Raw genomic sequence first — 24,887 nt, 5'->3', positions numbered from 1 at the left:
ATATAAAAAGCCGATGTTAAACTGTAGTTTTTTTACTGGCTCACTTGCCAGCTTGATGATTTTGAAGGTGAGAGCAAGGTTCATATTCTGTTTCATCAGACAGGTGAAGGCTGAAAGGCGTGAAAAGCCTAGTCTGCTCACGAATGATTCAATAAATGGTAACAGACTATATTATCTTTTAACCCAGCTTATAAAAAATAATTTGAGTTAAGCATTCTTTAAGATTGGCTTGGCATAATGATGTTAAGCAAAAAGCCCATGCTGACGAGTATAGGTGATTTATTCCAGCTTTATTGTTACCTGAGGAGGAGCTCAAGATGAATTTATTTAAAAAGAAACGGATTGATTTTTATTTAATCGGTGTCATTCTTTTTTCAGGATTTATGAATTTTTTCCTGCTTAATAAAGCGAGTACGAATGAGTATTACACAGTAGCCGTAAAGAGTATGATGAAAAGCTTCCATAACTTTTTCTATGCATCATTTGATCCTGCCGGATTCATCACGGTTGATAAGCCTCCGGTTGCCCTTTGGCTGCAGACCATAAGTGCAAAACTGTTCGGATTCAGTAATTTCAGTGTTCTGCTTCCGGGTGCCGCGGCAGCGATTGTATCAACGGTGATTGTATATCAGATGGTGAAGCGCAGGGCCGGCAAACTGCCCGCATTTATTTCAGGAATGATCATGTCGGTCACACCAATTTTCATTGCCGTGACGCGAACGAACAACACGGACAGCACGCTGATTCTTTGTTTGGTTATTGCGGCATGGGCAGTATTGAAAGCTGCATCCACGGCTCAGTTTCGCTGGTTGCTGCTGAGTGTTGCCATGATCGGTATCGGATTTAATGTAAAAATGTTTGAGGCATTTATGATTGTTCCTGCGGTTTATCTTTTTTACTGGATTGCAATGAAAATTAACTGGAAGAAAAAGATGCTGCACCTGCTCGCCGCAACGGTTGTTCTGGCAGGCGTTTCACTTTCATGGGCGGTCGTTGTTGATCTTACTCCCGCCAGTAAACGGCCTTATGTCGGGGGGAGCCAAACCAACTCGGTTCTTGAGCTAGCCTTTGGCTACAATGGCGTATCACGGCTGACCGGTCAGCAAGGCGGCGGGGGTCAAAAAGCGGGCACAATGCCAAGCATGGGCAAGAATAATAAAGCGCAAAGCGGAACGACTGTGTCTGAAAACGCGCCGGCTGTGAAATCTTCCTCAGGAGGAAACAGTTCTGAAAACCAGATGGGCGGAACACCAAACGGTCGAACAGGAGGAGGCGGACGACAGGGGAACATGTTTGGCACAGGAAATGCCGGACCGTTTCGCTTGTTCTCCAAATCCTTATCTGGACAAGCAAGCTGGCTTCTTCCATTTGTTCTTTTCAGTGTGATTGCGATCGCTGCCGACTGGCTTCGGCGCAGAAAGCTGGATGAAAAACACAGCTTTACGATTTTCTGGCTTGCATGGCTTGTGCCGGCAATGGTCTTCTTCAGCATCGCCGGGTTCTTCCATCAATATTATTTAAGCTTGATGGCACCGCCGATTGCCGCGCTTGTCGGTATTGGATTTGCTTATCTGTGGCGTGATTTCAGTGATCCGAAGAGCTCCTGGCGTGGTTATCTTCTACCGATCGCCTTTGGCGCGACGCTACTCTTTGAGGCGGTTATTTTTTACCAGAACAGTATCGGAACCATTTGGACGATGTTACTCATCGCAGCCGCTATAATGACGATCGGATTCGGAGTTGTCTGGCGGACGGCAGAATGGAAGGTTCAAAGCGCCATCGCAGGATCAAGCCTACTGCTGATGCTGCTTGCTCCACTTTATTGGACACTCCCGTCAACATTTAATCAGACGAACAGTGCGACACCTATTGCCGGTCCAAGCGCAACACAGTCCGGAATGGGTGCAATGGGTGGGGGCGGCCAACAGCGTTCAGGAAACCAGTCGTCAGACGAGAACGGATTTCCGGGAGACGGCCCTGGCGGCAGTCCGGGAGAAGCTCCGTCGGTCAACAACGAATCTGGTGCTGCCGGAAATTCACAGGGTTCAAACGGAACGCAAGAACAATTCGAACAAATGCCGAACCGTACCTTCAATAAAAGCATGAGACAAGGAGGCATGGGTGAGCAGGTCAACACGAAACTGCTCAACTATCTGCGCAAGCATTACAATGGTGAAAAATTCATTCTTGCTGTGCCAAGCGCCCAGTCCGCATATTCAATCATGATGAAAACAAATTACGCAGTTATGGCGATGGGTGGATTCGGCGGCAGTGATCCTGCATTAACCGTAAGCAAATTGGAAAAGATGGTGAAGGCCGGAGAGATTAAATACTTCCTGATTTCCGGAAATCGAGGCGGGGCACAGAATTCATCGATTACGAATTGGATTAAGAAAAACTGTACGAAAGTAAAAAGCAGCGACTGGTCAAGTTCGGATTCAAGCAGTCAAAGCGGATCCGAAGGGCAATCGACACTCTATGTCTACAATAAATAAACAATAAATGGTCAGTTCGGCATGAAAATATACGAGGAGGTAATGACCATGACAATTAAATATTCTATAGTGGTGCCAGTATTTAATGAAGAAAAAGTGATTTACGAATCCTATAAGCGATTGAAAACAGTCATGGATCGGACTTTTGAAGCCTATGAGCTGCTGTTCGTCAATGATGGTAGCCGAGATCGGACTTCGGAAATGCTTAGTTATATTTCTAAGAGTGATACGAATGTTAAAATCATTGAATTCTCACGTAATTTCGGACATCAAATTGCAATCACAGCGGGCATGGATTACGCGACAGGCCAGGCGGTCGTTGTTATTGATGCGGATCTTCAGGACCCGCCTGAATTAATTTTGAAGATGATTGAGAAGTGGGAGGAAGGTTATGATGTTGTTTACGGCAAGCGTGTGGAACGAAAAGGTGAAACCCATTTTAAAAAATTGACCGCAAGGCTCTTCTACCGAACATTGAAAATGTCAACAGATATTGACATTCCGCTTGATACAGGTGACTTCCGTTTAATTGACCGGCGCGTATGCGATGAAATGAAGCGCATACCGGAGAAAAATCGGTTTATACGAGGGCTTGTCAGCTGGATCGGATTTAAGCAGACGGCAATTGAGTATGTTCGTAATGAGCGATTTGCCGGAGAGACCAAGTATCCGTTGAAAAAGATGCTGAAGCTGTCTATTGACGGACTGACCTCCTTCTCTTACAAACCGTTGAAACTGGCAACTTACGGTGGTGCTTTACTTTCTTTGGCAGGCTTTGTTTACATGGTTGTCGCCCTTTCGTTGAAGCTGTTCACGTCCAATACCGTTCCAGGATGGACATCGCTCATCGTCATTCAGCTTTTGTTCAGCGGATTCACTTTGTTCATTCTAGGTGTGATCGGAGAGTACATTGGTAGAATTTATGATGAAACGAAAGATCGTCCACTGTACATTATCAAAGAAGCCAAAGGATTCGGTGCTGTCAAACGGGTACGCACCATATCCAGTGTCAAGCATGGCTGACCATGATCAAAGGTAAAGAAAAGTCCGAACAAGCTGTGCATCTGTTCGGACTTTTCTTTGTGCAATCATTCATTTGACTGTTAAATCTGCACCGAACACGCCGATTACTTGCCTGGATTGGAAAATTGGAAAGGAAAGTGTGACGCAGGGCTGCTTCGTAATTGCAGAATAGTAAGGCTTGGACACATAGGGTGCCCCCTTCATCGCTTCCGCAAACCACGCTCTTGCGCCGGCATTTGCAAGTGCAGCTTCGGGTTCCGAGAAAATAAACGATCCGTCCGGACCATTTGACCAGATCGCTTCGAGACCGTCGCACCTTTTTTTCAGCTCTTTCAGAATTCGCATATGGCGATCTGGTTCGATTGGTGCGAGCGGATGTTCTTCGTTAAATTGCAGAATTGCCTGCTGCATTGATGTCAACTGCTTGGCGTTTACCTGAATGGTCATACGTTCATCCTGTTGAATCGAATTCTGAAGTTCATTTGAAGTAATAATCAGCTGTTTATTCAACGCAAGCATTTGATCAATGCTATTGAACTGGTGCGTCACGTCCTGTTCAACCGTTTCTGCCAGCGCCTGATTTGTCTGAGTCATTGCTGAGATCTGATCAATTAAATCAGAAATTGTAGAAATGCTTCCTGTTTGTTCATTTACAGAAGTCGCAGATTCCTTGCTGCCGAGCATGATCGTTTCCAATTTTTCTTTAAAGGCGCTTATGGTTGCGACAATTTGCTGCAATTTTTCAGCTCCTTTGTCAATTTCAGCTGTTTCCTGACTGACGCGCTCAGTCGATCGATTGATTTCTTTTTGGATCAATTGTGTCGTCTCTTTTGTATCCTGCACTGCTCGCTGCGTCTCGCCGGAAAGTTTGCGAATTTCCGAAGCGACAACAGCGAATCCTTCTCCTGCTTCGCCTGCTCGGGCTGCCTCAATGGCAGCGTTAAGCGAAAGAATATTGGTTTCTTCGGAAATGGAACCGATTAATTGAAAGACTTGGTCAATCTTTCTTGATTGGACAACAAGTTCATTCATTTGGCTCATAAGTTCTCGATGACCGTCTAAGATGCCCGACATCGTTTTTTCTAATCCACTGATCGCCTCTAAAGAAGAACTCAGATCCTGGTAAGCCAGCTCGTTGTCTGCTTGAACGTTGTTCACAATTGAGAGTATTGTTTGTGCGGAGTTTTGAATGATGTGCATTTGTTCATTAACCTGCGCTGCGCTCTCAGCAGTGCGCGTTGTATGGTGTTTGAATTCTGAAACACTGGTTTGGCTCGAACGGGAAGATTCATTTAAAGCCTCCGCCGCAAGTTTCAACTGCTCGACAACCCCCTTCAGCTGATCAGCGGCCACTTGTATTTTTCCCATTGAATTTTGACTGCTTGAAGAGTTTTGTAAATCACTTTCTTTGTGCTGCTTTCTTTTAAAAAGGATCAGTGAAATCACCCCCACGTGATACAAACAGGTATGTAACCATTATTGATCGAATATATAAAAGTATATCATGATTTGGCATAATTTTCTTATTGTTATAAAAAATGAAAGTAAAACTTTGCTTCACAACAAAGAAAATCAGCTTTTCAAAAATCAAAGGTCTATTCGAATAGATGGCTCGTATACATGTTAGTACAACCCATAGAGATTTACGAGGAGGGTACGTTATGTATCGTCGAACATCATTCATTTTGGCCGGTGCTTGTCTTGCATTATCGATGACGCTACTTGCAGGCTGCGGCAATATGGCAGATCGCGAACCAGACAGTGTTAAGTATGTAAACAGCAAGTCCGATTTGGCCAAAACCAGTACGCGTCAGCAATTTACTGAAAGGGTCTTGTATTTAACAGATGCCAATGGTTTTGTTGTTCCGCAGATGATCGGTTTGCCGAAAAGTAATGCGGTGACAAAGCAGGTATTAAACTATTTGGTTGCTGACGGACCGATCTCCAACCTGTTGCCAAACGGATTTCAGGCAACGCTGCCCTCGGGAACGGAAGTAAAGCATGTGTCTACTGACCAGCGGGGCAATGCAACGGCTGATTTTTCCAAGGATCTGCTTGACATACCTGCTGCGAATCAGAGACAAGCCGTTCAATCGATTGTCTGGACACTCACTCAATTTCCGGCAATAAAATCGGTGACAATCACAGTTAACGGCAAAGCACTGGATACATGGCCGTCAACTAAAAATGAAGTGGGCAGAGGACTTACGCGCGCGGATGGGATTAATCAGGTCACTGGTGATGTAGCCGATGTCAGTGGCAGTGAGCCGCTTACTGTATATTATATGGCTGCCAACAAAGGGAAAACCTATGATGTTCCGGTCACTGTTCGCGGTACTGTCGGTTCGGATCGCGTCACCGGCCTCGTCAATGCACTCATTCACGAACCGGCGGCAGGGGCACTCATTTCACCGATGAATCCTGATATTCAGTTGACTCAAAAACCGCGAATAAAGAATGGAACCGTATTTCTCCATTTTAACAGTGCCATTTATGATAATAAAAAGGCGAGGACAATCAATGATCAAGTCATTCGCAGTCTTGTTCTTACACTTACCGGCGATCCGGCAATTCAAAAGGTGTCGATCCAAGTGGGAAATTCGACAAAGATGACGTTGGAATCCGGAAAAACATTATCCGGAGCAGTTTCACGCGAATGGGTTGATGCAACCGGTCTGTAATTTTATTAAAGAAAATATGGTATAGTAAGAGAAGCAAACAGGGCTTCTCTTCTTTTTGATCCTTGGTGTTGTTAAAGGATGATGTTGTTTATTGCCTCATTTGCGCCGATTTGATGAATCGGCGAATGAGGCAATAAAAATAGTGCGGTCAACGAAACTTTTTAACAATGCCGCTTATTTAAAAAAAAGAAAACCTAATAAATGGAACACGGGGGCAATTGAAACAATGAGACCAGACGGCAGAGCAAGCGACGAACTAAGGTCTATTCAAATACAGCCAGATTTTATTATTCATCCGGAAGGTTCGGTACTTATTTCAGTGGGCAAAACAAAGGTGATTTGCAATGCAAGCATCGAAGATCGTGTGCCTCCTTTTTTGCGCGGGCATAAAAAAGGTTGGGTCACAGCAGAATATGCGATGCTTCCGCGTGCTACACCGGAGCGCAATATGCGTGAATCGACTAAAGGAAAGGTGACCGGCAGAACGATGGAAATTCAGCGCCTGATTGGACGTTCGCTGCGTTCCGTTGTCGATCTGGAAGCGATGGGTGAACGTACCCTGTGGATTGATTGCGATGTCATTCAGGCGGACGGAGGTACACGTACTGCATCGATTACAGGTGCCTTTGTTGCGTCTGTGCTGGCATTTAAGCATGCGCTTAAAAAGAAACAAATCAACCGTATGCCGATCGGATCCTATCTGGCAGCAACATCGGTAGGTATACATCCAATCTATGGTCCACTATTGGACCTTTGCTATAAAGAGGACTCAACCACCAATGTTGATATGAACATTGTCATGAACGGTCGTGATGAATTTATTGAAATTCAAGGAACCGGTGAGGAAGCGACATTCAGTGAAGAGGATTTGGCAAGGTTGCTCTCTCTTGCAAAAAAAGGAATCCATGAACTGATTGAAGCAGAAAAATCCATTCTTGGCGATTTAGTTATTGAGCAAAAGGTGGGAACAAATAAGTGACTAATGTGCTGATTGCTTCAAATAATCTTGGAAAAATAAAAGAATTCAAAGCACTGCTCACAGGTTTCGGTGCCGACGTTTTTTCTTTAAAAGAAATGGATATTCATGCAGATGTGCCGGAGACCGGAACAACATTCCGTGAGAATGCCGCATTAAAAGCAGAAGCATTGTCTAACGAAACCGGTATGATTACCCTGGCAGATGATTCAGGGTTGTGCGTCGATGCACTAAACGGCGAACCGGGGATTTTTTCCGCACGTTATGCGGGATCTGATAAAAACAGCGAGCATAATATTGATCTTCTGCTAGAAAAGCTTGCAGAAGTGCCTGAAAGCGAGCGGACAGCACATTTTATTTGCGTGCTCGCAATCAGCAAGCCGGGTCAACCAACACACTTTGCCGAAGGCCGTTGTGACGGATTCATTACGATGGAGCGGCGCGGCACGGATGGATTCGGTTATGATCCGCTATTCCTGATTCCGGACCGGCAATTGACCTTTGCACAAATGGGCGATGATGAGAAGAACAAAATCAGTCACCGTGCCCGCGCGTTGAAGCAATTGCAGGAAAAATGGGCAAGCTGGGTTGGTGATGCTGAATGAAAGGCTTGATAGTCAGCGATACGCACGGTTTTACCCATGAATTGGCAGATCTGAAGCAGCGCTATGCAAACCAGGTTGATTTTATGATCCATTGCGGCGACTCTGAATTGCAGCCGGATTGCTCGGAAATGGAAGGCTTTGCAGCAGTTGAAGGAAATTGTGATTATCCGGGCGCTTATCCTAATGAGTGTGTGGAAAAGATTGGTGGGTTGACCTTTCTTGTCGCCCATGGGCACTTGCTTGGCGTGCGTCAGTCGCCTGCGCGATTATGCTACCGTGGCCTCGAAGCAAAGGCGAATGTTGTCTGTTTTGGACACACACATTTTGCCGGTACCTTTCAGAAGGACGGCATGATTGTGATTAATCCCGGGAGTTTGCGACTTCCGCGTAATTATCGGGAAGGAACGTTTGTCATTTTTGATTATGATCCGAAACAAAAGATGGCTCAAGTCACCTATCATACTTTTGACAGTGAGCCAGTAGCGGCATTTTCCAAGTCGTTTGAGCTGGAAAAATAAAGATGTTGAATCGAAAAGAGAGCCGGATATCCAGTCCGGCTCTCTTTTTGTCGCAGAAGCGACACCGCTGCGTTTAGGGAGTGATGAGGAGGGGCACTCATATGGCGGTTATCAGACATCTTAACCTTTTTGCCTGATAATACATATTATGTTGGTTCAAGTCTTTTGAATGGGGAAATGAACGAGCCGATTCGCCTTTTTTGTACAAAAGGAAGTACAAAGGTATCGATGCACGTATAAGAAAAATTAAGGCTGGGACGACGTTTGTAAAGTTTTCATTACATCTGTTGATTAAAATGGGTTAAGCTGTATTCCATGCCACCGTTACGGACATACTGCCGATAAAGGAAAAATCTGATTCGGCTAATGAGGTGATGGACATGGAGGACAATTTTTTTAAAGGCGCTTTATGGGCAATGGTGATCTGCATACCCTTTTGGGTGATCGTCATCAGCCTGATGATTGCGTTCTGGTAAACTCTGCCTGTTTGATTGAAGCAATGAAGCTTGGTACAATCAAAGAAAACAAATGTCCATTAAAGAGGTAATGTGATGTTGATTAATGCGGAAGAAATATTAAGCAAATTGTCGCCTACCCAGAAAATCAACTATGACCATGTTTTATTGAAAATGATTGATTCATGGAAAAAGGAAGGCGTTCGTCCGAAACTGCTCATTCACAGCTGCTGCGCTCCGTGTAGCACTTATGTGCTTGAATTTCTTTCAAAAAGTGCGGATGTAACCATCTATTATACTAATTCAAATATTCATCCAAGAGCAGAGTATGAACGTCGGAAATATGTTCAAGAGAAATTTATTCGTGATTTTAATAAACAGACCGGAAATCATGTGCAGTTTCTCTCTGCGCCATATCGGCCACTTGATTATTTTGCCAAGGTTAAAGGCTTGGAAAAAGAGCCGGAGTGCGGCAGGCGCTGCAGTGTCTGTTTTGAAATGCGTCTGGATCTTGCGGCGAAAAAGGCAAAAGAATTAGGCTATGATTATTTTTCAACGGTCCTGACAATCAGCCCGCATAAGAACAGCCAGGTGGTTAACCGCATCGGGCTTATGCTTCAGAAAACCGACGACTTTCCTTATCTTCCCGCTGATTTCAAAAAGCGCGGCGGCTATCAGCGATCGGTTGAGATGTGCAGGGAATATGATGTTTATCGACAGTGCTATTGCGGCTGTGTCTTTGCTGCATTGCAGCAAGGTGTTGATCTTGTACATGTTGTTCGGGACGCAAAAGCAGCACTTATAAAGGCTGATCGTTTCGATCATTTAAATGAAAAAATAATTAATGAAGAAAAAACATTATTATAATAAAATATTTGCAAAAAATGTAGAATTTTTTTTCATTCTCTGTTATGCTAAATTTGTAACTCGTGAAAGTAATAACCCCCCTTTTTAGGACCTTGAGAAAAGGTCCTTTTTTTCATATCCTTGCTTGGTTGCAATATAAATCTTTTGCTGATTTGAGAACAAAAAACTTGTGCATTCTTAATTCCAAGTTATATAATATGAATTGCCTTCTGTTTCTGATAGGTAACATCCTTTTTTCGCTTCTCAATAATTTGAGAGGCTTTTTTTTCTGTAAAAATAATGAAAATAGTCAGTTCGCAGTTAATGGATCGCGATCGCGCACATACTAATGCCGAGGTGAACAAGATGCGAACAATGTGGAAAGGATCAATTCAATTCGGGCTCGTTTATATTCCAATTAAATTATATACCGCTACTGAAAATAAGGATGTCCGTTTAAGAATGCTGCATAAGGAATGTATGGCACCGATTAATTACACGCGTACCTGTTCAAAATGTGGAAAAGCGGTTGAAAATGAAGCGATAATTAAAGGGTATGAATATGCACCGGGGCAATTTGTACCCATTAATGAACAGGAATTAAACGATCTTCAGGAGGATGGAGACAAACATATTGAAATCGTTAATTTTGTAAAATTGGCGGAGATTGATCCGATTTATTATGAAAAGTCCTATTTTATCGGTCCGGACAATGGCAACGGTTTGCGTGCGTTTTCTTTATTAAAGCAAGCGATTCAAGACTCTGATAAAATTGCGATTGCGACTATTATCATTCGCTCAAAACAGCATCTTGCTGCGATCCGCAGCTTTGAAAACGGTATGCTGCTTGAAACATTGTACTACCCGGATGAGGTGCGCAGTATCAGCGAGGTACCGGGTCTTGGCGACGTGAAGACGGACAATGCTCCGAAAGAAATGACAATTGCGAATCAGCTGATTGATCAGCTGACAACTGTTTTCCAGCCGGAACATTACAAGGATGACTATCGATTAAAATTGGAAAAATTAATTGAAGACAAGGTTTCCGGTATGCCTGTAAAACAGAAAAAAGGCCATGTACCACAACCAAATGTCGTTGATTTGCTTTCCGCACTCGAAGCGAGTGTAAAGGAAACAAAGCCGAAAAGAAAAACAACGGCACGCCGGAAGAAAACGGTCTGAACGATGAAGCTTCAGCCGATTGTGCCGTTTGAACCCATCCCTGATGCTGAAATTCCAAGCGGAGTAAATTGGATTCATCAGGTGAAGTGGGACGGTGTACGCATTTTAACCTATTATGATGGACATGATCTTCGGCTGTTTAACCGGAGAAAAAATGAACGAACAAAAAACTATCCTGAACTTGGTACCATTTGTGATCATACGAAGGCGAATTCATTAATTTTGGATGGAGAAGTCATTGCGCTGGATGCCCAGGGAAGGCCGTCTTTTCATGAGGTTATGAAGCGGGACAGTGCGCGCAATCAATCGCGAATTCAAGTGCTTGAGTATGCCGTTCCTGTCTTTTATATGGTCTTTGACCTTATTTTCTGTAATGGAAACTGGGTGCATGGGCGATCACTTTATGAACGAGCAGAGTTGCTGAGAAAATGGCTGCCGGTGAGTGATCGCGTTCAGCTCGTGCCGGTTTTTCAGAATGGTAAATCGCTGTTCACTTCGGTACAAACACAGCACATGGAAGGCATTGTTTCAAAAAAACTCGACAGCGCATACCTCATTAACGGTAAAAATGAAAACTGGCGAAAAATAAAAGTAACACGCGATTTAACGGCAATTGTTGGCGGAGTGACGTTCAGAGCCGGTACGGTTAATGCCCTGCTTCTCGGTTTGTATGATTCGGGAGGGCAGCTTGTCTATATTGGCCATGCGGGCACAGGTAAATTAACTCAAGACGATTGGCATTTGGTTACTGTGCTCGCCCGTCGGCTGAAACGAGATGATAATCCGTTTGTCAATCAAGTGGATCGAAGTGAGGAAGCACAGTGGCTGCAGCTTCAGCTTACTGTCAAGATTGTGTTCCAAGAATGGACAGCGGGGGGAATGCTCAGGCAACCAAGTATTCAGGCATTTGTTCGTATAAACCCGAAACAATGCACGATTGAGGAGATGAATGAATGAAAACATCGGAATCCATTTTGTTGGATCGCGGTTTCCGGATCACCCATCCGGAAAAGCCGGTATGGCAGCATCCATTGATTACTAAACAGCAATTCATTGACTATTTAAAAATAGCGGCCCCAATGATGCTGCCATTTTTATCCGGGCGTGCGTTAACTGTCATCCGTTTTCCGCACGGTGTTCCCGGAACGTCTTTTTTTCAAAAAAATTGCCCGAATTATGCACCGGCTTCCATTCGCACGTACACAGAAGACGGAACGCAGTACATTGTATGCGACAATACGGAAACGCTGACTTGGCTTGGTAATCAACTCGCTATTGAATTTCATATTCCCTTTCAAAAAGCAGGGGCAGTCGGACCGGAGGAAATTATTTTCGATTTAGATCCGCCTGAACGTTCGGCATTTTCGCTTGCAGTAAAAGCAGCAGTCGAGATGAAGATACTTTTTGAACGACTGTCCATCATCAGTTTTCCCAAATTGTCCGGAAGCAGAGGATTGCAGATTCATCTTCCCGTTTCAGGACTCGGTTTCAGTTATGCGGACACGCGATTATTCACTAAATTTGTCGCGGATCTTCTTGTGAGTCGGTCACCAGCGTACTTTACAACCGAACGATTAAAAAAAAACCGGGGAGGCAGGCTATATATTGACTATGTCCAGCATGCAGAAGGAAAAACAATCATCAGTCCCTATTCTCCTAGGGGGAAGGAGGGGGCAACTGTAGCTGCTCCACTGTTTTGGTACGAAGTAAATGATGCACTCCGTGCCGAATCGTTCACGATTACGACGATGCTGGATCGCATTTCTAAGGGAATCAATCCAATGCATGGCTATTTTGAACAAAGAAATGAGTCTCTGATTCCGATTATTAAGCGGTTGAAAAGTAGCACTTGACAGAGAATCAAGTTTTCCCCAATGACTATAATGGTATGAGATGTGTACAAGGTGGTACTCGAAACAACGGATAGACATCATCTGTTTAGAAGGAAGATGGGCTTTGCAATGGAATCTTGGTCAGACGGTCACCATGATGCGGGAAACCTGTTCCCGGATTTCTGAATGCAAGTCAGGCATTTTTTATTTATCATGGATACGATCATCGGCAAATTATGGCAATACATTTGTTTCATGAAGACTTGGACGCTCATACGATGAAAGTCTGTCCACTCATATGTGAACAAGCTTTTCGTTATGAAAATTAATTTTTATCGCTTCTTTTTCTTAATGATCCTAGAACGAACCTCCAAATGTTGGGGAAGTTCTCTAACTTCTGAGGGCTTTTTGTTTTCCAATAAAAGAATATTTCTTTCATTGGAAAACAAACTGAGACATTCACTACAGCGTACTAATTCCACGCGCAAATCGCCCGATAAAATGAACATCAGCGAAATCCAGTACGTCACAGTTAATATCCTCATTATCTCTTAGGATCAGCGAATGGTCTGTGAGAAGTTTTGATTTTCCGGCAAAAAGACGGCGATCTTTCATTTGAATGATGATCCGGTCACCTTCGACAAACATGCGGCGCGGTTCGACAATCCATATGTTGAAGTTCTTAATACCAATGTAGTCCACAATAGCAATGTCACGATTATTAAGAGCGAATGTTTCTGGGAAAATACGCTCGTTATCATGGATGGCATAGGAATAAAAATGATTGTAATCATTTATTTTTTGAGGAATCAGTTGATCCCACTTTAAGTCAGTGACAAAAGGGAGCCTTACAATACGTGTTGGTTCCAGTTTAATTTTAAAAACCTCCAAATAATCAATCACAGAAGATAAACAAAATACCGCTGTATCTATTTTGACCTGCTGCACGGTGAAAATAATTTCATTGATAACCGCTTGTCAATCGACAATAGTTTCCAGCACGATCATGTTAATTATTATGAACCAAGCAGGCTCAGGACGCAACTTTCGCTCATCTATGTAAATCGCTTAATGAAATAAGGAAAACAGGTAGTAAACAGTTATAGAAACAATGATAATGCCAAGAAGAATCAGGTACAGCTTATGATAATTCGCAGAAGGGGCTGTACGATCCAGTTCTTCGACATCACTGACCTCAAGGACACTGTTGAACTCTCCTTCATCTTTATACAGATTAAATTCAATGACATAGGTAATTCCGGATTTCGTTTGATAGGACATATTTTCCAGTCCAACAATATCCTCCCAGTATAGGCGCTGGAATTCTCGTTGCCCTCCGGTTATTCGTGCACAAAGCTCATCAAGCTCATGTGGTTTATATGTGTTACCCACAAGTTTCTCTAATTTAGCTAACATGATTCACCCTCCCATGATTCCCCTGAGGAAAGTATATGATTATATTGTCGTTTTTCTGACAGTTGCAAATAAAAAGCGATGAACTATACATGTTTCATAAATAGTATAAAAAACGCAATTATTTTGTTAAGCAGCTGTAATGAAATAAGAACAGTTATGATACATGGCTGTTATATAAAATTGATAAATTGTAGTCAGACAGAAAACAAGGGATGTTGAACATGCAAAAAATCATTTTGTTAGTCACCGTAATCGCTGTTCTTTTTGCCGGAATTCCGGAAAATTCTGCGACAGCGAAATCAAAATACAAAAAAATTTCAGTGAGCGCGACTTCATACTGTGAGCTTGGACGAACCGCAACAGGTTTTAATTATAAAAAACACCCGTCGGCGAAAGCCATTGCCGTCGATCCACGTGTCATTCCGCTTGGGTCAAAGGTATATGTACCGGGTTATGGTTACGCAATCGCGAGAGATGTTGGCAGACGAATTAAAGGAAAGGTCATTGATGTTCACTATAAAACAAGAAAACAAGCGATTAAGTGGGGAAGAAAAAAGATCAAGATAAGAGTTTATCACAACTAATTGAATCAATAAACGCACAATTTGCTTGAATAAATAAAGGCTCATGTCTGCCGAAAGCGGGCATGAGCGATTCATTTTTATTGGGGAAAAATCTCTATCTGGATTGGGAACGTCCGTTTTTACTGAGCACGGGTATGATAGCGATCCCAAATAACAGCAGCAATGACCGGAATAATAACACAAACCGTTCCAAACACACCTAATATAGTCATCTCTCTGTCACGCTCCCTAAATTAAAATGTTAGCGCTTTCACATCTATAGTTTACTCCTTTGATTTTGTCCGATGCAAGCGATTGGTGCTCTTTTTTTAATTTAATTTTTGCTATTCAGGCAGATAATAGTGACAAATGAAGCCATTGCGCATTTTTTTTCGTACAATTAGAAGCTATAAATTCTTAACAGATTAGCGGAGTTTAGCACAATAGCCCCCCATAACGCATGTCCTGTGACAAGCCGGACACTGGGTCATCCGTTGTCGCAACTAAGGCTCAGCCCTGCTTCAAAGGCTCATCTTTATCAGGGTTTCTTTAAAAATAGATTGTTGGGAAAAAACATTTCAAAGGTGATTACGATGAAACTGCTTGCTGTGTTGGCAAGGCGATTGACAGGCCTGAATACAACGATTATGCGATTTCCGCTAACCTTTCTGCTGCTTGTTGTTCTTGCAGTGATACAATGCGCGACTATTGAGTCCGGTCATAAATACGGTAACATGATTGTTACGTTGGTTTTTGCTGCGCTTGCATTTAGCGCGGCTCAGGTATGTGCCGAACGGTATGCATATTCATGGTGGATACGCATGTTCTCGATAGTGGGGGCAACGCTGCTTTCTATTCTTGATTTTCTTTTCATTCGCCATGATCCTGCGTTCAGTACAATCGTGTTGACGCGGACAAGTATTGCCATTTTTGGGCTTTTTATAACCTTTGCCTGGCTTCCCTCGCTTAGAGGAGGATGTTCTTTTTATACGAACGTTATGATTTTGTTTAAATCAATATTCCGTTCCCTTTTTTTCTCAATAATTATTTATGGCGGGATCATGCTGATTCTTGTAGCAGTGGATACGCTGCTCGTTCAAATCGGATCACGACCCTATTCATATACGGGGATCATTCTGTGGACGGTGTGGGCACCAACTCTCTTTCTATCTCTGCTTCCCGTATTTCATGATGAGAACTCTGCGGAATTCGAACATGCGGCAAAGGTTCCAAAATTCCTTGATCTGCTGATTTCATATGTCATGATTCCGACTGCGGCAATCTACAGCCTTGTATTGCTCATCTATATGATTAAAACGATTGCAATAAGGGAATGGAATGAGAATTTGCTGGAACCGCTTATCTTGTCTTACTGTGTCGCGGTACTGCTGATTTATATTTTATCGAATTGGTTAATGAATCAGTCTGCAGTGCTTTTTCGAAATTTAGCACCCAAATTGCTGATTCCTATTGCCATGTTCCAGTTTGTGTCGACTTTGCTGATTGTTGTAAATCAAGGAATGACGCATACGCATTATCTCGTTTTGCTATTCTGCCTGTATGCGGCAGTAAGCGGCGTTATTTTAAGTATCTCGTCACTGAAGAATAGAGGAACACTTGCCATCCTTGCAATCGTTTGCTCCGTAATCGCAGTGACACCGCCGATTGACGCATTTACGATAGGCCGGACCAGTCAGACTGCCCGACTTCAAATGGTGCTTGAACGCAATCAAATGATTCGCAATCACCAGGTCCAACCCAATCCAAGTATTGAGCGAAAAGATCAGGAGATGATTGCTCGTTCGATCAGCTATTTAGAGCAGATTAACGCACTTCACCGGCTCTCTTACCTACCGAGGAACTTTGACATTTCATCTGATTTTGAAAAAACCTTTGGATTCTCACCTTATGCCAGGAGCAATTACCAAAACTTTGACATTGGCACGAATCATGCGGTGCGTATTTCCGGTTATGATTATTTAGCGAGTCTTTCAATCAATAAACCGGGTGGAAAAAACCACTTTTCGATAAGCAGAATGTCGGAGGACGGAGTTGTTTATCAAGTGTCCTTTGAACCTACTGGGAAATATGGAACCATTCAAATTACCGATTCGAAGGAAAGTGTTGTGCTATCCGCGCCGCTCGCCCCAATGATTGATCACGTAGAAAAAAGTAAAAAAAATGCGGGAAGCGATACAGTAGCCGTTGATCAGATGTCCTTCGAAAAGGAGAATGATAAAGCAAAAATAAAGATCATTTTTCAAAATCTCACTGTTGAGGGTGTATCAGATAATTCCTTTGATGCCACGGTTTATGTTCTCAGTTCAATAAAATAATGATGCAGTTTGATCGGTGCAGTTTTTGACTGCACCGTTTTTTTTCTGCTCATTTATGATATTTATCTTTAAACAGAAAAAAAATATCGAAAAACGATAAATAAATACTGTTAATCAATAAAATATATGATATAATCACTTTGGAATTTAAATGAGAGGTGAGCAAGGATGGTTATTCTTGATGAAAAAGGGCTTTCAGGTTATGTCAAACGGTTGCTTGATCTTATTTTTATTGGTGGCATAGCTATACTTTTGAGTCTTCCGTGGTCGGTCAGTTGGTATATGGATCAATTGAGTTATGGGACAAACCGAAACTATTGGTTTTTACTTATTTTTCTTTATGTTACAGGTATTTTTGCTTTGCAGATTGTTTATGAGGTTAGACGGATCTTTAAGACATTGAACAGACATAATCCGTTCATGATGGATAATGTAATCAGTTTGAAGCGAATTGCCATTGATTCATTTATTATTTCATTCTGCTATATGGTAAAGGTTGTGTGTTTTAATTCTTTTTTCACGATCATTATTGCCATGATCTTTATTATCGCAGGTTTTTTCTCCATCATTCTTGCCGAGGTCTTCAGGCAGGCCGTAGTTGTCAAAGAAGAAAATGATTTAACAGTATAGGGGTGTGGAGATGGCTATAGTTGTAAATCTTGATGTCGTCATGGCGAAAAAGAAAATCAGTGCGACCGAACTTGCGGCGAGGGTACAGATCACACCCGCAAATCTTTCTATTTTGAAGAATAATAAGGCGAAGGCGATCCGTTTCTCAACGCTTGAGGCAATCTGCAAAGCACTCGATTGTCAGCCGGGCGATCTGCTGGCTTATGAAGAGGATGAAACGTGAAAAAGATATGTCGCGCGGCTCGCGTGTAATCGCGCTGATGTATTAATTAGAAGAGGTGGAAAATAATGGAGGAATTTTCAACGACAAAAATGCTAAAAGAACAGAGTGATCATCCGATTCTACATAATAGGAGCAGCAGACTTTTGCTTTGCACTTTATTGCTTGGTGTTTTGGCCAATTGGTTCTTCTTTAATCAATTTCCCGGTATCTCAATCCCGTTATTCGTCTTTGCATTTTACAGCGTATTTCTATTGAATACGTACAACATTGTGGCTGTGCGTAGGGATTTTTCCGGGTACTTAATGATACCTATTTTTCTGCTGTCACTAACTTACTTGATCTTCTCAAATATGATTTTCTTTGCAATGAATCTTTTGGCAATTCCAATATTAATTGTGACGCAGACCACTCTCGCCGCAGGACGTTCCAAATCCGCTTGGGATTCTGTCAAGTTCATCGGCGATGTGTTTCTCGGGTTCGTTTATCGTCCGTTTGCATTTCTTTTCCTGCCGTTTCATTTAATTGCGAAACGGTTGAACAAAGGATTGTCCGTGGGTAAAAGCAGTACGCTGATTAAAGTGTTGCTTGGAGTGTTGATTGCCGTTCCACTTGTTGTCATTGTTGTCTCTCTGCTCGCTTCTGCAGATGAGGTATTCAGCTACTTCCTAGGATCAATTCCAGAGTTATTCGCAGTAATTAATCTCGATCAATTTGTTCCTCGACTTATTTTCACGGCTGTTATCGCACTGTGTTCGTTCAGCTATATTTGGAGTCTGATTGCAAAACGCCGGCCATTAACTACGTTCCGAGAACCCGAGGACAGTGTAAGTTTAACAAACAGTATTGATCAAGTTGTTGCGGCCACAGTTTTGAGCATTCTTAATGTAATTTATGTATTCTTTATACTGATTCAATTTTCGTATCTATTTGGTAGTTTCTCATTTGCTCTTCCACAGCAATTGACCTATGCGGAATACGCGCGCCGTGGATTTCTTGAGCTTGTTCTTGTTACGTTGATCAATTTCAGCATCTTGCTGGCACTTATTTATTGGACGAAAAAAGACAGCAAGGTGATGGATCGGACGATTCAAGTCCTTGAATCGTTGCTTGTTGGCTGCACGTTGATCATGCTTTGCTCAGCATTCATCCGCATGTATTTATATGAGCAGATGTATGGGTTTACCTATCTTCGCGTATTAACTCATGCGTTTATGATTTTACTCTTTGTCCTGTTCATTTTTACTTTATGCAGAATTTGGAATATACACGTCAAGCTGTTTAAGTATTATTTGCTTACTGCGATTACAGCCTTCTTGCTGATTAACTATGCAAATATTGATGTGCTGATTACTAAATGGAACATTGAACGTTATGGGCAGACGGGAAAGATTGATGTGGCTTACCTGTTTTCGCTTTCTGACAGCGCCATTCCGCAGCTCACCGGATTGCTTCAGGCGAAGGATGAGGCGGTGAGTGCCAAAACAGAAAATTATTTATATGAGCGTAAAAAAGAATTGAACGAGGGACGTTCATGGCAATCGTTCAATCTGTCAAGTGATCATGCGCGCCGTATCTTGGCAACTTACGATCTGCATTATAATCGTAAGTATGACTCCTATGATCCGGGACGGTTTTAAGAACGATGAGGAAGTGAATGGAATGGGCTTCTGGTATTTATTAATGTTCTTTGTCGGTGTGCTGCTTCTTGTTCTTGGCGCATTGCGGCATGATGTTCCAAAATCTATAAAAATTGTGATTCTGCTCTTTAGTTTTGGACTGATCTTTGTTATTGGTTCGCTGGTTTTGTTACTGTCCGGCAGTGATACCATCCTGTTTGAGCTTTTGGAATGATTGTTGACCACGATCAAGAAAGAAATTTTTTTAGACGGGTGAAATTTGAAAACAGATAAGAGTCAATGAATCAGCTTTGCCGCCATCTTGATCGTAAGTTTGACAAATATCGGTCAGAAAACTCTGGCAAGAGGGACAGTCGCATTTATCGAAAAGTTCAATCTCAGTTAATCTGTTGAATAATTGAATCAGGGAGCTAACTGCGCTGAATCACGGTTTTGTCGCACCAATCAGCGATGAAGCGCTGTGAATCAGCAGGATGTACTGAATAATGGGAACCTTCCTACTTACGTATCTATTGCATTGTTCACATTTTTACATCTTATAACAAAACGGTCAAATTCCTGTGCGGGATCTGACCGTTTTTTAATGATGAATTTATTTTACATGCAATGTGACGCTGCCAAGATCATGGTCAAACGTCGCAACATAAGTATTTTTTTATAAATATCTTTTTCCAACTTTTTCGGCAAGCAGAAGGTGCCTGTTGAAACGGTTGTGCTCTTAGTTACTTTCTTTCCTTCTTGAGCCAGTCGCTGAACCAGCCACTTTAAGGAGTGAAGCGGATTGCCAAGTACTTCGGAGGAGATGCCGGAGGTCAGTGATTTTCCGTTCAAGGTAACGGTTGATTTCATATCTGACAATGCTTCAATGGAAGGCCTGGGCGCAGCTTTGCCAACAACGATAACGATACGACTGCATACGGCGCTGTCCGAGATGACAAGTTCGAGAGGCAAGGCCGAAACCAATTTTTGAACCGTGAGTCAGGAACTTCAATTCCGGGTGCAACTTCTGTTTTTTCGAGCAGGTACTGTTCATCATCTTCCGGAGACAAATCTTCCAAAGCGGTGAATTCCAATTCAAGCTCAAACAAGGGTTCCCTCAACGCATTCAGTGCGACCTCCGCCCATCCTTCAAAATGCCGGCGACAACAATTTGTCTCTAAAGGGGGGAAATCCAAATGAAACATATCCTGTGTCTGTTTACTTGTCAAGCTGATTTTGTAACCTTTGACCGGCTCCACCCCTTTTCATTTTTTTGTGCGGCGGATTCAAAAAAATGATAAACTGAAAAGCAGAGCAATGGTAGGATTTAATTATTTTTTATCAGCCGTTGACAGATCCTGTCATATTCTCTAAAATAATATAGGTCGTCATTAAACTTTAATTTTGTCCCAGTAGCTCAGCTGGATAGAGCAACGGCCTTCTAAGCCGTGGGTCATGGGTTCGAATCCCTTCTGGGACATAGCGAAAAGCCTTGATAGTTAGGGCTTTTTTGTTTTGGATGAAGTTAGAATTTATATAAATAAGCCTACCTTGGGGCAGAATTTATTTTTTCTACGTTTTTTTTTGAAAAATTCATCAAAATGTTCGACTGCTCCTTCATCAGCTTCTTCAAGAAAATGACCGTAGACATTCATTGGGGTTTGGATATTTGAATGACCTAAGCGACTGCTAATAATTTTTGATTGAACGTTTTGATTGATTAAGAATGTCGCTGAGGTATGACGTAAATCATGAAATCGAATATGCCGCAATTTATTTTTTGTTTGTGAATCTTCGCCACCATTGAGAGATACTGTCCGGTCGAATGGGTTTCTCTTGAAGATTTGAAAAAATAAACAGATGCTCAATCCCATTGCCAAAATCATAAGGGATGATGTTTTTATCTTTTATTTTTTGCTTATGATACTGGTCTAAGAGATCGGAAAGGGCAGTCGGGATTTTTACCATCCGATCACGATCTGTTTTAGTCGTAACCTTCAGATTAAGTCCAAATTCAACTGAGAGTGATTGCTCAATACGTATCGTGTGGATTTTTGAATCGATCTGTTTCCATTCCAAGGCGGCAATTTCACCCTCACGTGCGCCTACAGTGAAGGCAAGGAGATCAGTAGCTTCCATCTGAATCGCACATGATCTAGTTGCTCGATCATCTGCGCTGTCTCTTCTTTTGTATACACATCCGTTTTGCTCTTTCCTAACTTCGGCACTTTGATGCCATCAGCTGGATTCTCTTTGATCACGCCAAGATCCACCGCGCATTGCAAAATACTGTGAAAATTTTTCTAAATAATTGCGTATGTTGATGTGCTTAGTTTTCCTTTTTTGCCATCCAAACGCCGACCATCTTTTTTCAAGTCATTCACAAAATTGAATATGTGCATTGTCTTGATCATGGATAGCTTCATGTGACCGTATTTAAGAAGTATAGGGTTGTCCATAATTGCTCGTTACTTGCTCTCGTTGCCGGTGTTGTACACCCTTTATATATTCAAACCACTTAGGATGGAATTGCTTTAATGTAATATCTGTTGGCTTGAGATAATGAACAGCCCGGTGTGGAAAGATCCACAAAGTCAGGAATGCATGATCATTCGCAAGATGCGCAATAATGTTGTGAAGAAAATACCGAAGGATTTCGGTAATGCGGTTATTCAAATGAGTTATGAAGACTCCATAGATGGTGAAGCAGTTCGCGTGATCCGCCGAGAACACAAATCGCGAAACGATTGATGTCGAAGTTAGCGAAAGTTGCGCGAAAGGAAGAGAAGAAACGCAAAGAAGAAGCTGAGCCAATCAAGGAAAACGAACGTCGCGAAGAACCAAAAAAGGAAAAAGATTATCAACAAGTTCCACTGTCCTCAGCGCCGGAAAACGTATCGGACGATCCTGTAGATGATTTTGAAACGGTGACTGCTTAATCACACATGAGCACGGCGACCATAGCAAATCAGCAAAAGAAGTCATGAAAGGAGCGGTTGATCTATATGCAAGCCAGGCACCATGTAAAGCCAGTGAAGGCAAGGGAGCAACTTACGATCGGAACCTGGACAATCCTACCCTTTGATGTGGAGCACGATGTGAGTGAACTGCTAGGTTATCTGCTGATGAATCAGAGCGGGGAGAAACTATTCTTTGCGACGGATAACCTACTACATCAAATACAAGGTTAATAACTTGTCACACATCATGGTCCAATGCAATTACAGCCTAGACATCCTAGATTAAAACATCATTGACGGACATTTCCTCAAGTGATGCGCAAGAGGTTGCTTAGATCTCACTTTTCACTTTCAAATGTGAAGGATTTTCTTAGAGCAAATGATTTATCCAAGGTTAAGGAGATTTGGCTGCTTCATCTCTCAAATAATAATTTAGATGAAGCACGATTTAAGCGAGAAATCATGGAGTTAACCGGAAAACCGGTCTACATCGCATGAAAGGAGGGATTGCATGATCAATCGCGTTATTTTGGTTGGACGACTGACGAAAAATCCGGAATTAAGGTACACGCCGAACGGTGTCGCAGTAACGAGTTTCACGATCACTGTGAATCGCCCGTTCTCAAACCAGCAAGGAGAGCGGGAGGCTGATTTTATACCGGTCGTTGTCTGGAGAAGACAAGCCGAGAATGCAGCTAACTTTCTGCAGAAGGGAAGCTTAGCCGGCGTTGACGGCCGTATTCAGACCCGAAATTATGAGAATAACGAAGGTCGACGGGTTTATATAACGGAAGTGGTTGCCGACAGTAAACATTAAAATGGAAACCCCCAAATGTGGATGAAGACAAGAATAATAGTAAGTCCAATTATTGTTGAAATAAGTGTTTCTCTTATGATCTCGTAGTCTTTCCAGATGCTAAAAATGCCATAACCAATTAGAAATAAAATGCCCGCCGGCCTTCCAATTTGATTTGGAAACGCGATGAGAAAGAAAAGGATAAAAATAATAGACATTAGTGATGTGTAAATAATCTGAACTACTCTCATGCATGCACCTCGGCAACTATTTGAGTTGGTTGTATCACGTTTCTATAGAGAAAATGCACCCCATAATGGGATACATTTTTCTGATTCTTACGCCTTTAGGTCAATGATATTCCCTAAATTCGGATCTGAAGCCTGAAGTGTTTCAATCAATTGAGCACCACTTTGCTGAACGCTATTCAGAGCCAGTTTAGTGACAGCAAGGCTGACGTTTTGGCTAAGTAAGACTTGACTATAGCCGATAGATGCAGATGCAATATCCAAGGAATTCGCCTCCTTACTTGTTATATCGGAGTGATAGATAAATTTTTGAAAAAGGAAGGAGATGAAAATGATGTCCATACCACGCATCTTACATTATCCTGGTAGCAAATGGAGCATGGCCAGCTGGATCATTAGTTTTTTTCCAGATCATGAAACCTACCTAGAGCCGTTCTTCAACAGCGGAGTTGTGCTTTTTACGAAGCAGAGAAGCCAGTTAGAAACAGTGAACGATATTGACGGAGAAACTGTTAATCTGTTCCGAGTGATTCGAGAACGTCCGGACGAGTTAGCACATGCGATTCGGTTTACACCACATGCCAGACAAGAATATTATGGCAGCTACAAATCTGCTGTAGACGAGCTCGAGTAAGCACGGATGCACGGATGTGGCAGGGGGGCAAAACGCGCACCGAACGGGATGGCGCAGCATGATTGAGTGCAATGGGCCTTTGCAAAGAGTGGTTGAATTTCCCGATAAGATTGCAACCGTGTCTGAGCGACTCATGGGCGTCCAAATTGAATGCCAACCTGCGGTCGAATTGATTCGGCGCTACTCGAGGCAGAACGTTTTAATCTATGCCGATCCACCTTATGTGCACTCGACTTAGACGACAACAAGCTACAGATGTGAAAAGACAGATGATGACCACAAAGAGTTACTGCAGGTGCTTAAACAGCATCCGGGATCTGTAATCCTGTCCATGTATATGTATCTTTTTTTCATTTTATATCCTCCATTTATTAACAAAGTAATTATACAGTGTTGGATGGGAAAAATAACCATTTAAAAAAGGGGAAATAAAATTACTCACAAAATTTGAAAATTGTTCACGTCAAGACCTTTAAAAAAGGTCCTTTTATTTTGCCTAAAAGGAGGATGACAGAGTGGATATAACAGCACAACGTATTGAGGGCCACGAAAAAAAATTGAACGATTGGAGGGTGGGCAGGAAAAACTTGACGCGAAAATTCAAAAGTTGTCTGATCAGATATTAGACGGGAGTGCACGAAATGATGAATCAAACAAGTTTCTTCGCGAACAAAACTCCAAAATACTGACCATGCTCGGCGACATTGAGCAAAAGAAACAAGAAGCCCACATCTGGACACTGAAGGTTCATGCATATCACTTCGCACGGTTGACTTCTACTGCAGATGCGAAGCGGAGGCAGAATGGTTTGCAGCATGCCTGAAGAATGTCGGTTTTAAATCCAGCTATGGT

The 24,887-nt window shown here is 42.4% G+C and carries 27 protein-coding genes, 1 tRNA gene and 2 pseudogenes; 23 read left to right on the top strand and 7 right to left on the bottom strand.

Annotation, left to right across the window (positions count from 1 at the left end; translation table 11 throughout):
• The first annotated feature begins 317 nt into the window (after nucleotides 1-317).
• Nucleotides 318-2,495 (top strand): ArnT family glycosyltransferase, encoded by a 2,178-nt coding sequence (locus tag NIE88_RS03060; RefSeq protein WP_253058649.1) that lies wholly within the window; start codon nucleotides 318-320, stop codon nucleotides 2,493-2,495.
• A 42-nt stretch (nucleotides 2,496-2,537) separates the two neighbouring features.
• Nucleotides 2,538-3,518 carry a glycosyltransferase family 2 protein gene (locus NIE88_RS03055; RefSeq protein ID WP_253058647.1) on the top strand — a complete coding sequence of 327 codons (981 nt, stop codon included), beginning with the start codon at nucleotides 2,538-2,540 and terminating at the stop codon, nucleotides 3,516-3,518.
• Nucleotides 3,519-3,587: 69 nt separating this feature from the next.
• Here NIE88_RS03055 and NIE88_RS03050 read toward each other — a convergent pair whose 3' ends face one another.
• Entirely contained in the window at nucleotides 3,588-4,886 is a 1,299-nt protein-coding gene (locus NIE88_RS03050) for a methyl-accepting chemotaxis protein (RefSeq protein ID WP_253058645.1), read from the bottom strand.
• A 293-nt stretch (nucleotides 4,887-5,179) separates the two neighbouring features.
• Here NIE88_RS03050 and NIE88_RS03045 point away from each other — a divergent pair, with 293 nt between their 5' ends.
• The 8 genes from NIE88_RS03045 to ligD all read left to right on the top strand — a co-directional run bounded on the left by NIE88_RS03045 (nucleotide 5,180) and on the right by ligD (nucleotide 12,634).
• Nucleotides 5,180-6,199: a GerMN domain-containing protein gene (locus NIE88_RS03045; RefSeq protein ID WP_253058643.1), complete on the top strand. Its 1,020-nt coding sequence runs from the start codon at nucleotides 5,180-5,182 to the stop codon at nucleotides 6,197-6,199.
• Between the two features lie 226 nt (nucleotides 6,200-6,425).
• Complete coding sequence (gene rph, locus NIE88_RS03040) at nucleotides 6,426-7,178, top strand: ribonuclease PH (RefSeq protein WP_253059209.1); 753 nt, start codon at nucleotides 6,426-6,428, stop codon at nucleotides 7,176-7,178.
• A complete protein-coding gene (locus NIE88_RS03035) occupies nucleotides 7,175-7,780 on the top strand; it encodes an XTP/dITP diphosphatase (RefSeq protein ID WP_253058641.1) in 606 nt (201 codons plus the stop codon). The genes rph and NIE88_RS03035 overlap by 4 nt, the downstream gene beginning before the upstream one ends.
• A complete protein-coding gene (locus NIE88_RS03030) occupies nucleotides 7,777-8,298 on the top strand; it encodes a metallophosphoesterase family protein (protein ID WP_253058639.1) in 522 nt (173 codons plus the stop codon). Before NIE88_RS03035 ends, NIE88_RS03030 begins: the two co-directional genes overlap by 4 nt.
• Before the next feature lie 554 nt (nucleotides 8,299-8,852).
• Entirely contained in the window at nucleotides 8,853-9,620 is a 768-nt protein-coding gene (locus NIE88_RS03025) for an epoxyqueuosine reductase QueH (RefSeq protein ID WP_253059207.1), read from the top strand.
• A 345-nt stretch (nucleotides 9,621-9,965) separates the two neighbouring features.
• Nucleotides 9,966-10,781 carry a non-homologous end joining protein Ku gene (gene ku / locus NIE88_RS03020; RefSeq protein ID WP_253058637.1) on the top strand — a complete coding sequence of 272 codons (816 nt, stop codon included), beginning with the start codon at nucleotides 9,966-9,968 and terminating at the stop codon, nucleotides 10,779-10,781.
• 3 nt (nucleotides 10,782-10,784) lie between these two features.
• Nucleotides 10,785-11,738 (top strand): ATP-dependent DNA ligase, encoded by a 954-nt coding sequence (locus NIE88_RS03015; protein ID WP_253058635.1) that lies wholly within the window; start codon nucleotides 10,785-10,787, stop codon nucleotides 11,736-11,738.
• Nucleotides 11,735-12,634: a non-homologous end-joining DNA ligase gene (gene ligD / locus NIE88_RS03010; RefSeq protein WP_253058633.1), complete on the top strand. Its 900-nt coding sequence runs from the start codon at nucleotides 11,735-11,737 to the stop codon at nucleotides 12,632-12,634. Before NIE88_RS03015 ends, ligD begins: the two co-directional genes overlap by 4 nt.
• Nucleotides 12,635-13,075: 441 nt before the next feature.
• On the opposite strand, the gene NIE88_RS03005 is transcribed toward ligD, so the two are convergent.
• Together NIE88_RS03005 and NIE88_RS03000 are read right to left on the bottom strand one after the other, a co-directional pair.
• Nucleotides 13,076-13,504, bottom strand: coding sequence for a hypothetical protein (locus NIE88_RS03005; protein ID WP_253058631.1), 429 nt, complete (start codon nucleotides 13,502-13,504; stop codon nucleotides 13,076-13,078).
• 177 nt (nucleotides 13,505-13,681) lie between these two features.
• Nucleotides 13,682-14,029 carry a hypothetical protein gene (locus NIE88_RS03000; protein WP_253058629.1) on the bottom strand — a complete coding sequence of 116 codons (348 nt, stop codon included), beginning with the start codon at nucleotides 14,027-14,029 and terminating at the stop codon, nucleotides 13,682-13,684.
• Between the two features lie 221 nt (nucleotides 14,030-14,250).
• Here NIE88_RS03000 and NIE88_RS02995 point away from each other — a divergent pair, with 221 nt between their 5' ends.
• From NIE88_RS02995 to NIE88_RS02970, 6 genes are all read left to right on the top strand, one after another.
• A complete protein-coding gene (locus tag NIE88_RS02995; protein WP_253058627.1) occupies nucleotides 14,251-14,613 on the top strand; it encodes a 3D domain-containing protein in 363 nt (120 codons plus the stop codon).
• A 572-nt stretch (nucleotides 14,614-15,185) separates the two neighbouring features.
• On the top strand, nucleotides 15,186-16,928 hold the full coding sequence (locus NIE88_RS02990) for a DUF4153 domain-containing protein (protein ID WP_253058618.1): 1,743 nt from the start codon (nucleotides 15,186-15,188) through the stop codon (nucleotides 16,926-16,928).
• 168 nt (nucleotides 16,929-17,096) lie between these two features.
• Nucleotides 17,097-17,558 carry a DUF2975 domain-containing protein gene (locus NIE88_RS02985; RefSeq protein ID WP_253058616.1) on the top strand — a complete coding sequence of 154 codons (462 nt, stop codon included), beginning with the start codon at nucleotides 17,097-17,099 and terminating at the stop codon, nucleotides 17,556-17,558.
• Nucleotides 17,559-17,568: 10 nt separating this feature from the next.
• A complete protein-coding gene (locus NIE88_RS02980; RefSeq protein WP_253058614.1) occupies nucleotides 17,569-17,781 on the top strand; it encodes a helix-turn-helix domain-containing protein in 213 nt (70 codons plus the stop codon).
• A gap of 65 nt (nucleotides 17,782-17,846) precedes the next feature.
• Complete coding sequence (locus NIE88_RS02975) at nucleotides 17,847-19,418, top strand: DUF4153 domain-containing protein (RefSeq protein ID WP_253058612.1); 1,572 nt, start codon at nucleotides 17,847-17,849, stop codon at nucleotides 19,416-19,418.
• 22 nt (nucleotides 19,419-19,440) lie between these two features.
• A complete protein-coding gene (locus tag NIE88_RS02970; RefSeq protein ID WP_253058610.1) occupies nucleotides 19,441-19,632 on the top strand; it encodes a hypothetical protein in 192 nt (63 codons plus the stop codon).
• A gap of 383 nt (nucleotides 19,633-20,015) precedes the next feature.
• On the opposite strand, the gene NIE88_RS02965 is transcribed toward NIE88_RS02970, so the two are convergent.
• Complete coding sequence (locus NIE88_RS02965; RefSeq protein WP_253058608.1) at nucleotides 20,016-20,369, bottom strand: hypothetical protein; 354 nt, start codon at nucleotides 20,367-20,369, stop codon at nucleotides 20,016-20,018.
• A 434-nt stretch (nucleotides 20,370-20,803) separates the two neighbouring features.
• Between NIE88_RS02965 and NIE88_RS02960 the strand changes: the two genes are divergently transcribed.
• A tRNA-Arg gene (locus NIE88_RS02960) sits at nucleotides 20,804-20,877 on the top strand.
• Nucleotides 20,878-20,929: 52 nt separating this feature from the next.
• On the opposite strand, the gene NIE88_RS22730 is transcribed toward NIE88_RS02960, so the two are convergent.
• Together NIE88_RS22730 and NIE88_RS02955 are read right to left on the bottom strand one after the other, a co-directional pair.
• Complete coding sequence (locus tag NIE88_RS22730; RefSeq protein WP_373689397.1) at nucleotides 20,930-21,271, bottom strand: tyrosine-type recombinase/integrase; 342 nt, start codon at nucleotides 21,269-21,271, stop codon at nucleotides 20,930-20,932.
• Nucleotides 21,171-21,536: a site-specific integrase gene (locus tag NIE88_RS02955; RefSeq protein ID WP_253058606.1), complete on the bottom strand. Its 366-nt coding sequence runs from the start codon at nucleotides 21,534-21,536 to the stop codon at nucleotides 21,171-21,173. The genes NIE88_RS22730 and NIE88_RS02955 overlap by 101 nt, the downstream gene beginning before the upstream one ends.
• 423 nt (nucleotides 21,537-21,959) lie before the next feature.
• Here NIE88_RS02955 and NIE88_RS02950 point away from each other — a divergent pair, with 423 nt between their 5' ends.
• The 4 genes and pseudogenes from NIE88_RS02950 to ssb all read left to right on the top strand — a co-directional run.
• Nucleotides 21,960-22,148, top strand: coding sequence for a hypothetical protein (locus tag NIE88_RS02950; protein ID WP_253058604.1), 189 nt, complete (start codon nucleotides 21,960-21,962; stop codon nucleotides 22,146-22,148).
• Nucleotides 22,148-22,336, top strand: coding sequence for a hypothetical protein (locus NIE88_RS02945; RefSeq protein WP_253058602.1), 189 nt, complete (start codon nucleotides 22,148-22,150; stop codon nucleotides 22,334-22,336). The genes NIE88_RS02950 and NIE88_RS02945 overlap by 1 nt, the downstream gene beginning before the upstream one ends.
• A pseudogene (locus NIE88_RS02940) lies at nucleotides 22,330-22,855 on the top strand (MBL fold metallo-hydrolase); the annotation flags it as partial. The gene NIE88_RS02945 and the pseudogene NIE88_RS02940, both read left to right, overlap by 7 nt.
• Nucleotides 22,856-22,868: 13 nt before the next feature.
• A pseudogene (ssb, locus tag NIE88_RS02935) lies at nucleotides 22,869-23,165 on the top strand (single-stranded DNA-binding protein); the annotation flags it as partial.
• Nucleotides 23,166-23,491: 326 nt separating this feature from the next.
• Here the strand turns inward: ssb and NIE88_RS02930 are convergent.
• Complete coding sequence (locus tag NIE88_RS02930; RefSeq protein ID WP_253058598.1) at nucleotides 23,492-23,665, bottom strand: YjfB family protein; 174 nt, start codon at nucleotides 23,663-23,665, stop codon at nucleotides 23,492-23,494.
• A gap of 70 nt (nucleotides 23,666-23,735) precedes the next feature.
• On the opposite strand from NIE88_RS02930, the gene NIE88_RS02925 reads away from it, so the two are divergent.
• Complete coding sequence (locus NIE88_RS02925; protein ID WP_253058596.1) at nucleotides 23,736-24,035, top strand: DNA adenine methylase; 300 nt, start codon at nucleotides 23,736-23,738, stop codon at nucleotides 24,033-24,035.
• A gap of 16 nt (nucleotides 24,036-24,051) precedes the next feature.
• The gene (locus tag NIE88_RS22565) at nucleotides 24,052-24,273 is read left to right on the top strand and encodes a DNA adenine methylase (protein WP_253058594.1); all 222 of its coding nucleotides are present in this window, start codon (nucleotides 24,052-24,054) and stop codon (nucleotides 24,271-24,273) included.
• The last annotated feature ends 614 nt before the right edge of the window (nucleotides 24,274-24,887 follow it).

The sequence above is a fragment of the Sporolactobacillus shoreicorticis genome (assembly GCF_024125445.1).
In the GTDB taxonomy this organism is placed as follows: Bacteria; Bacillota; Bacilli; order Bacillales; family Sporolactobacillaceae; genus Sporolactobacillus; species Sporolactobacillus shoreicorticis.
This window is presented reverse-complemented; position numbering and strand designations above follow the sequence as displayed.

Excerpts from the sequence above, each read along its gene's own strand:
- NIE88_RS03060 (WP_253058649.1), top strand. The coding sequence starts at position 318 with ATGAATTTATTTAAAAAGAAACGGATTGATTTTTATTTAATCGGTGTC.
- NIE88_RS03055 (WP_253058647.1), top strand. The coding sequence starts at position 2,538 with ATGACCATGACAATTAAATATTCTATAGTGGTGCCAGTATTTAATGAA.
- NIE88_RS03050 (WP_253058645.1), bottom strand. The coding sequence starts at position 4,886 with ATGGGAAAAATACAAGTGGCCGCTGATCAGCTGAAGGGGGTTGTCGAG.
- NIE88_RS03045 (WP_253058643.1), top strand. The coding sequence starts at position 5,180 with ATGTATCGTCGAACATCATTCATTTTGGCCGGTGCTTGTCTTGCATTA.
- rph (WP_253059209.1), top strand. The coding sequence starts at position 6,426 with ATGAGACCAGACGGCAGAGCAAGCGACGAACTAAGGTCTATTCAAATA.
- NIE88_RS03030 (WP_253058639.1), top strand. The coding sequence starts at position 7,777 with ATGAAAGGCTTGATAGTCAGCGATACGCACGGTTTTACCCATGAATTG.
- ku (WP_253058637.1), top strand. The coding sequence starts at position 9,966 with ATGCGAACAATGTGGAAAGGATCAATTCAATTCGGGCTCGTTTATATT.
- NIE88_RS03015 (WP_253058635.1), top strand. The coding sequence starts at position 10,785 with ATGAAGCTTCAGCCGATTGTGCCGTTTGAACCCATCCCTGATGCTGAA.
- ligD (WP_253058633.1), top strand. The coding sequence starts at position 11,735 with ATGAAAACATCGGAATCCATTTTGTTGGATCGCGGTTTCCGGATCACC.
- NIE88_RS03000 (WP_253058629.1), bottom strand. The coding sequence starts at position 14,029 with ATGTTAGCTAAATTAGAGAAACTTGTGGGTAACACATATAAACCACAT.
- NIE88_RS02995 (WP_253058627.1), top strand. The coding sequence starts at position 14,251 with ATGCAAAAAATCATTTTGTTAGTCACCGTAATCGCTGTTCTTTTTGCC.
- NIE88_RS02990 (WP_253058618.1), top strand. The coding sequence starts at position 15,186 with ATGAAACTGCTTGCTGTGTTGGCAAGGCGATTGACAGGCCTGAATACA.
- NIE88_RS02985 (WP_253058616.1), top strand. The coding sequence starts at position 17,097 with ATGGTTATTCTTGATGAAAAAGGGCTTTCAGGTTATGTCAAACGGTTG.
- NIE88_RS02980 (WP_253058614.1), top strand. The coding sequence starts at position 17,569 with ATGGCTATAGTTGTAAATCTTGATGTCGTCATGGCGAAAAAGAAAATC.
- NIE88_RS02975 (WP_253058612.1), top strand. The coding sequence starts at position 17,847 with ATGGAGGAATTTTCAACGACAAAAATGCTAAAAGAACAGAGTGATCAT.
- NIE88_RS02970 (WP_253058610.1), top strand. The coding sequence starts at position 19,441 with ATGGGCTTCTGGTATTTATTAATGTTCTTTGTCGGTGTGCTGCTTCTT.
- NIE88_RS22730 (WP_373689397.1), bottom strand. The coding sequence starts at position 21,271 with ATGGGATTGAGCATCTGTTTATTTTTTCAAATCTTCAAGAGAAACCCA.
- NIE88_RS02955 (WP_253058606.1), bottom strand. The coding sequence starts at position 21,536 with ATGGAAGCTACTGATCTCCTTGCCTTCACTGTAGGCGCACGTGAGGGT.
- NIE88_RS02950 (WP_253058604.1), top strand. The coding sequence starts at position 21,960 with ATGAACAGCCCGGTGTGGAAAGATCCACAAAGTCAGGAATGCATGATC.
- NIE88_RS02945 (WP_253058602.1), top strand. The coding sequence starts at position 22,148 with ATGTCGAAGTTAGCGAAAGTTGCGCGAAAGGAAGAGAAGAAACGCAAA.
- NIE88_RS02925 (WP_253058596.1), top strand. The coding sequence starts at position 23,736 with ATGTCCATACCACGCATCTTACATTATCCTGGTAGCAAATGGAGCATG.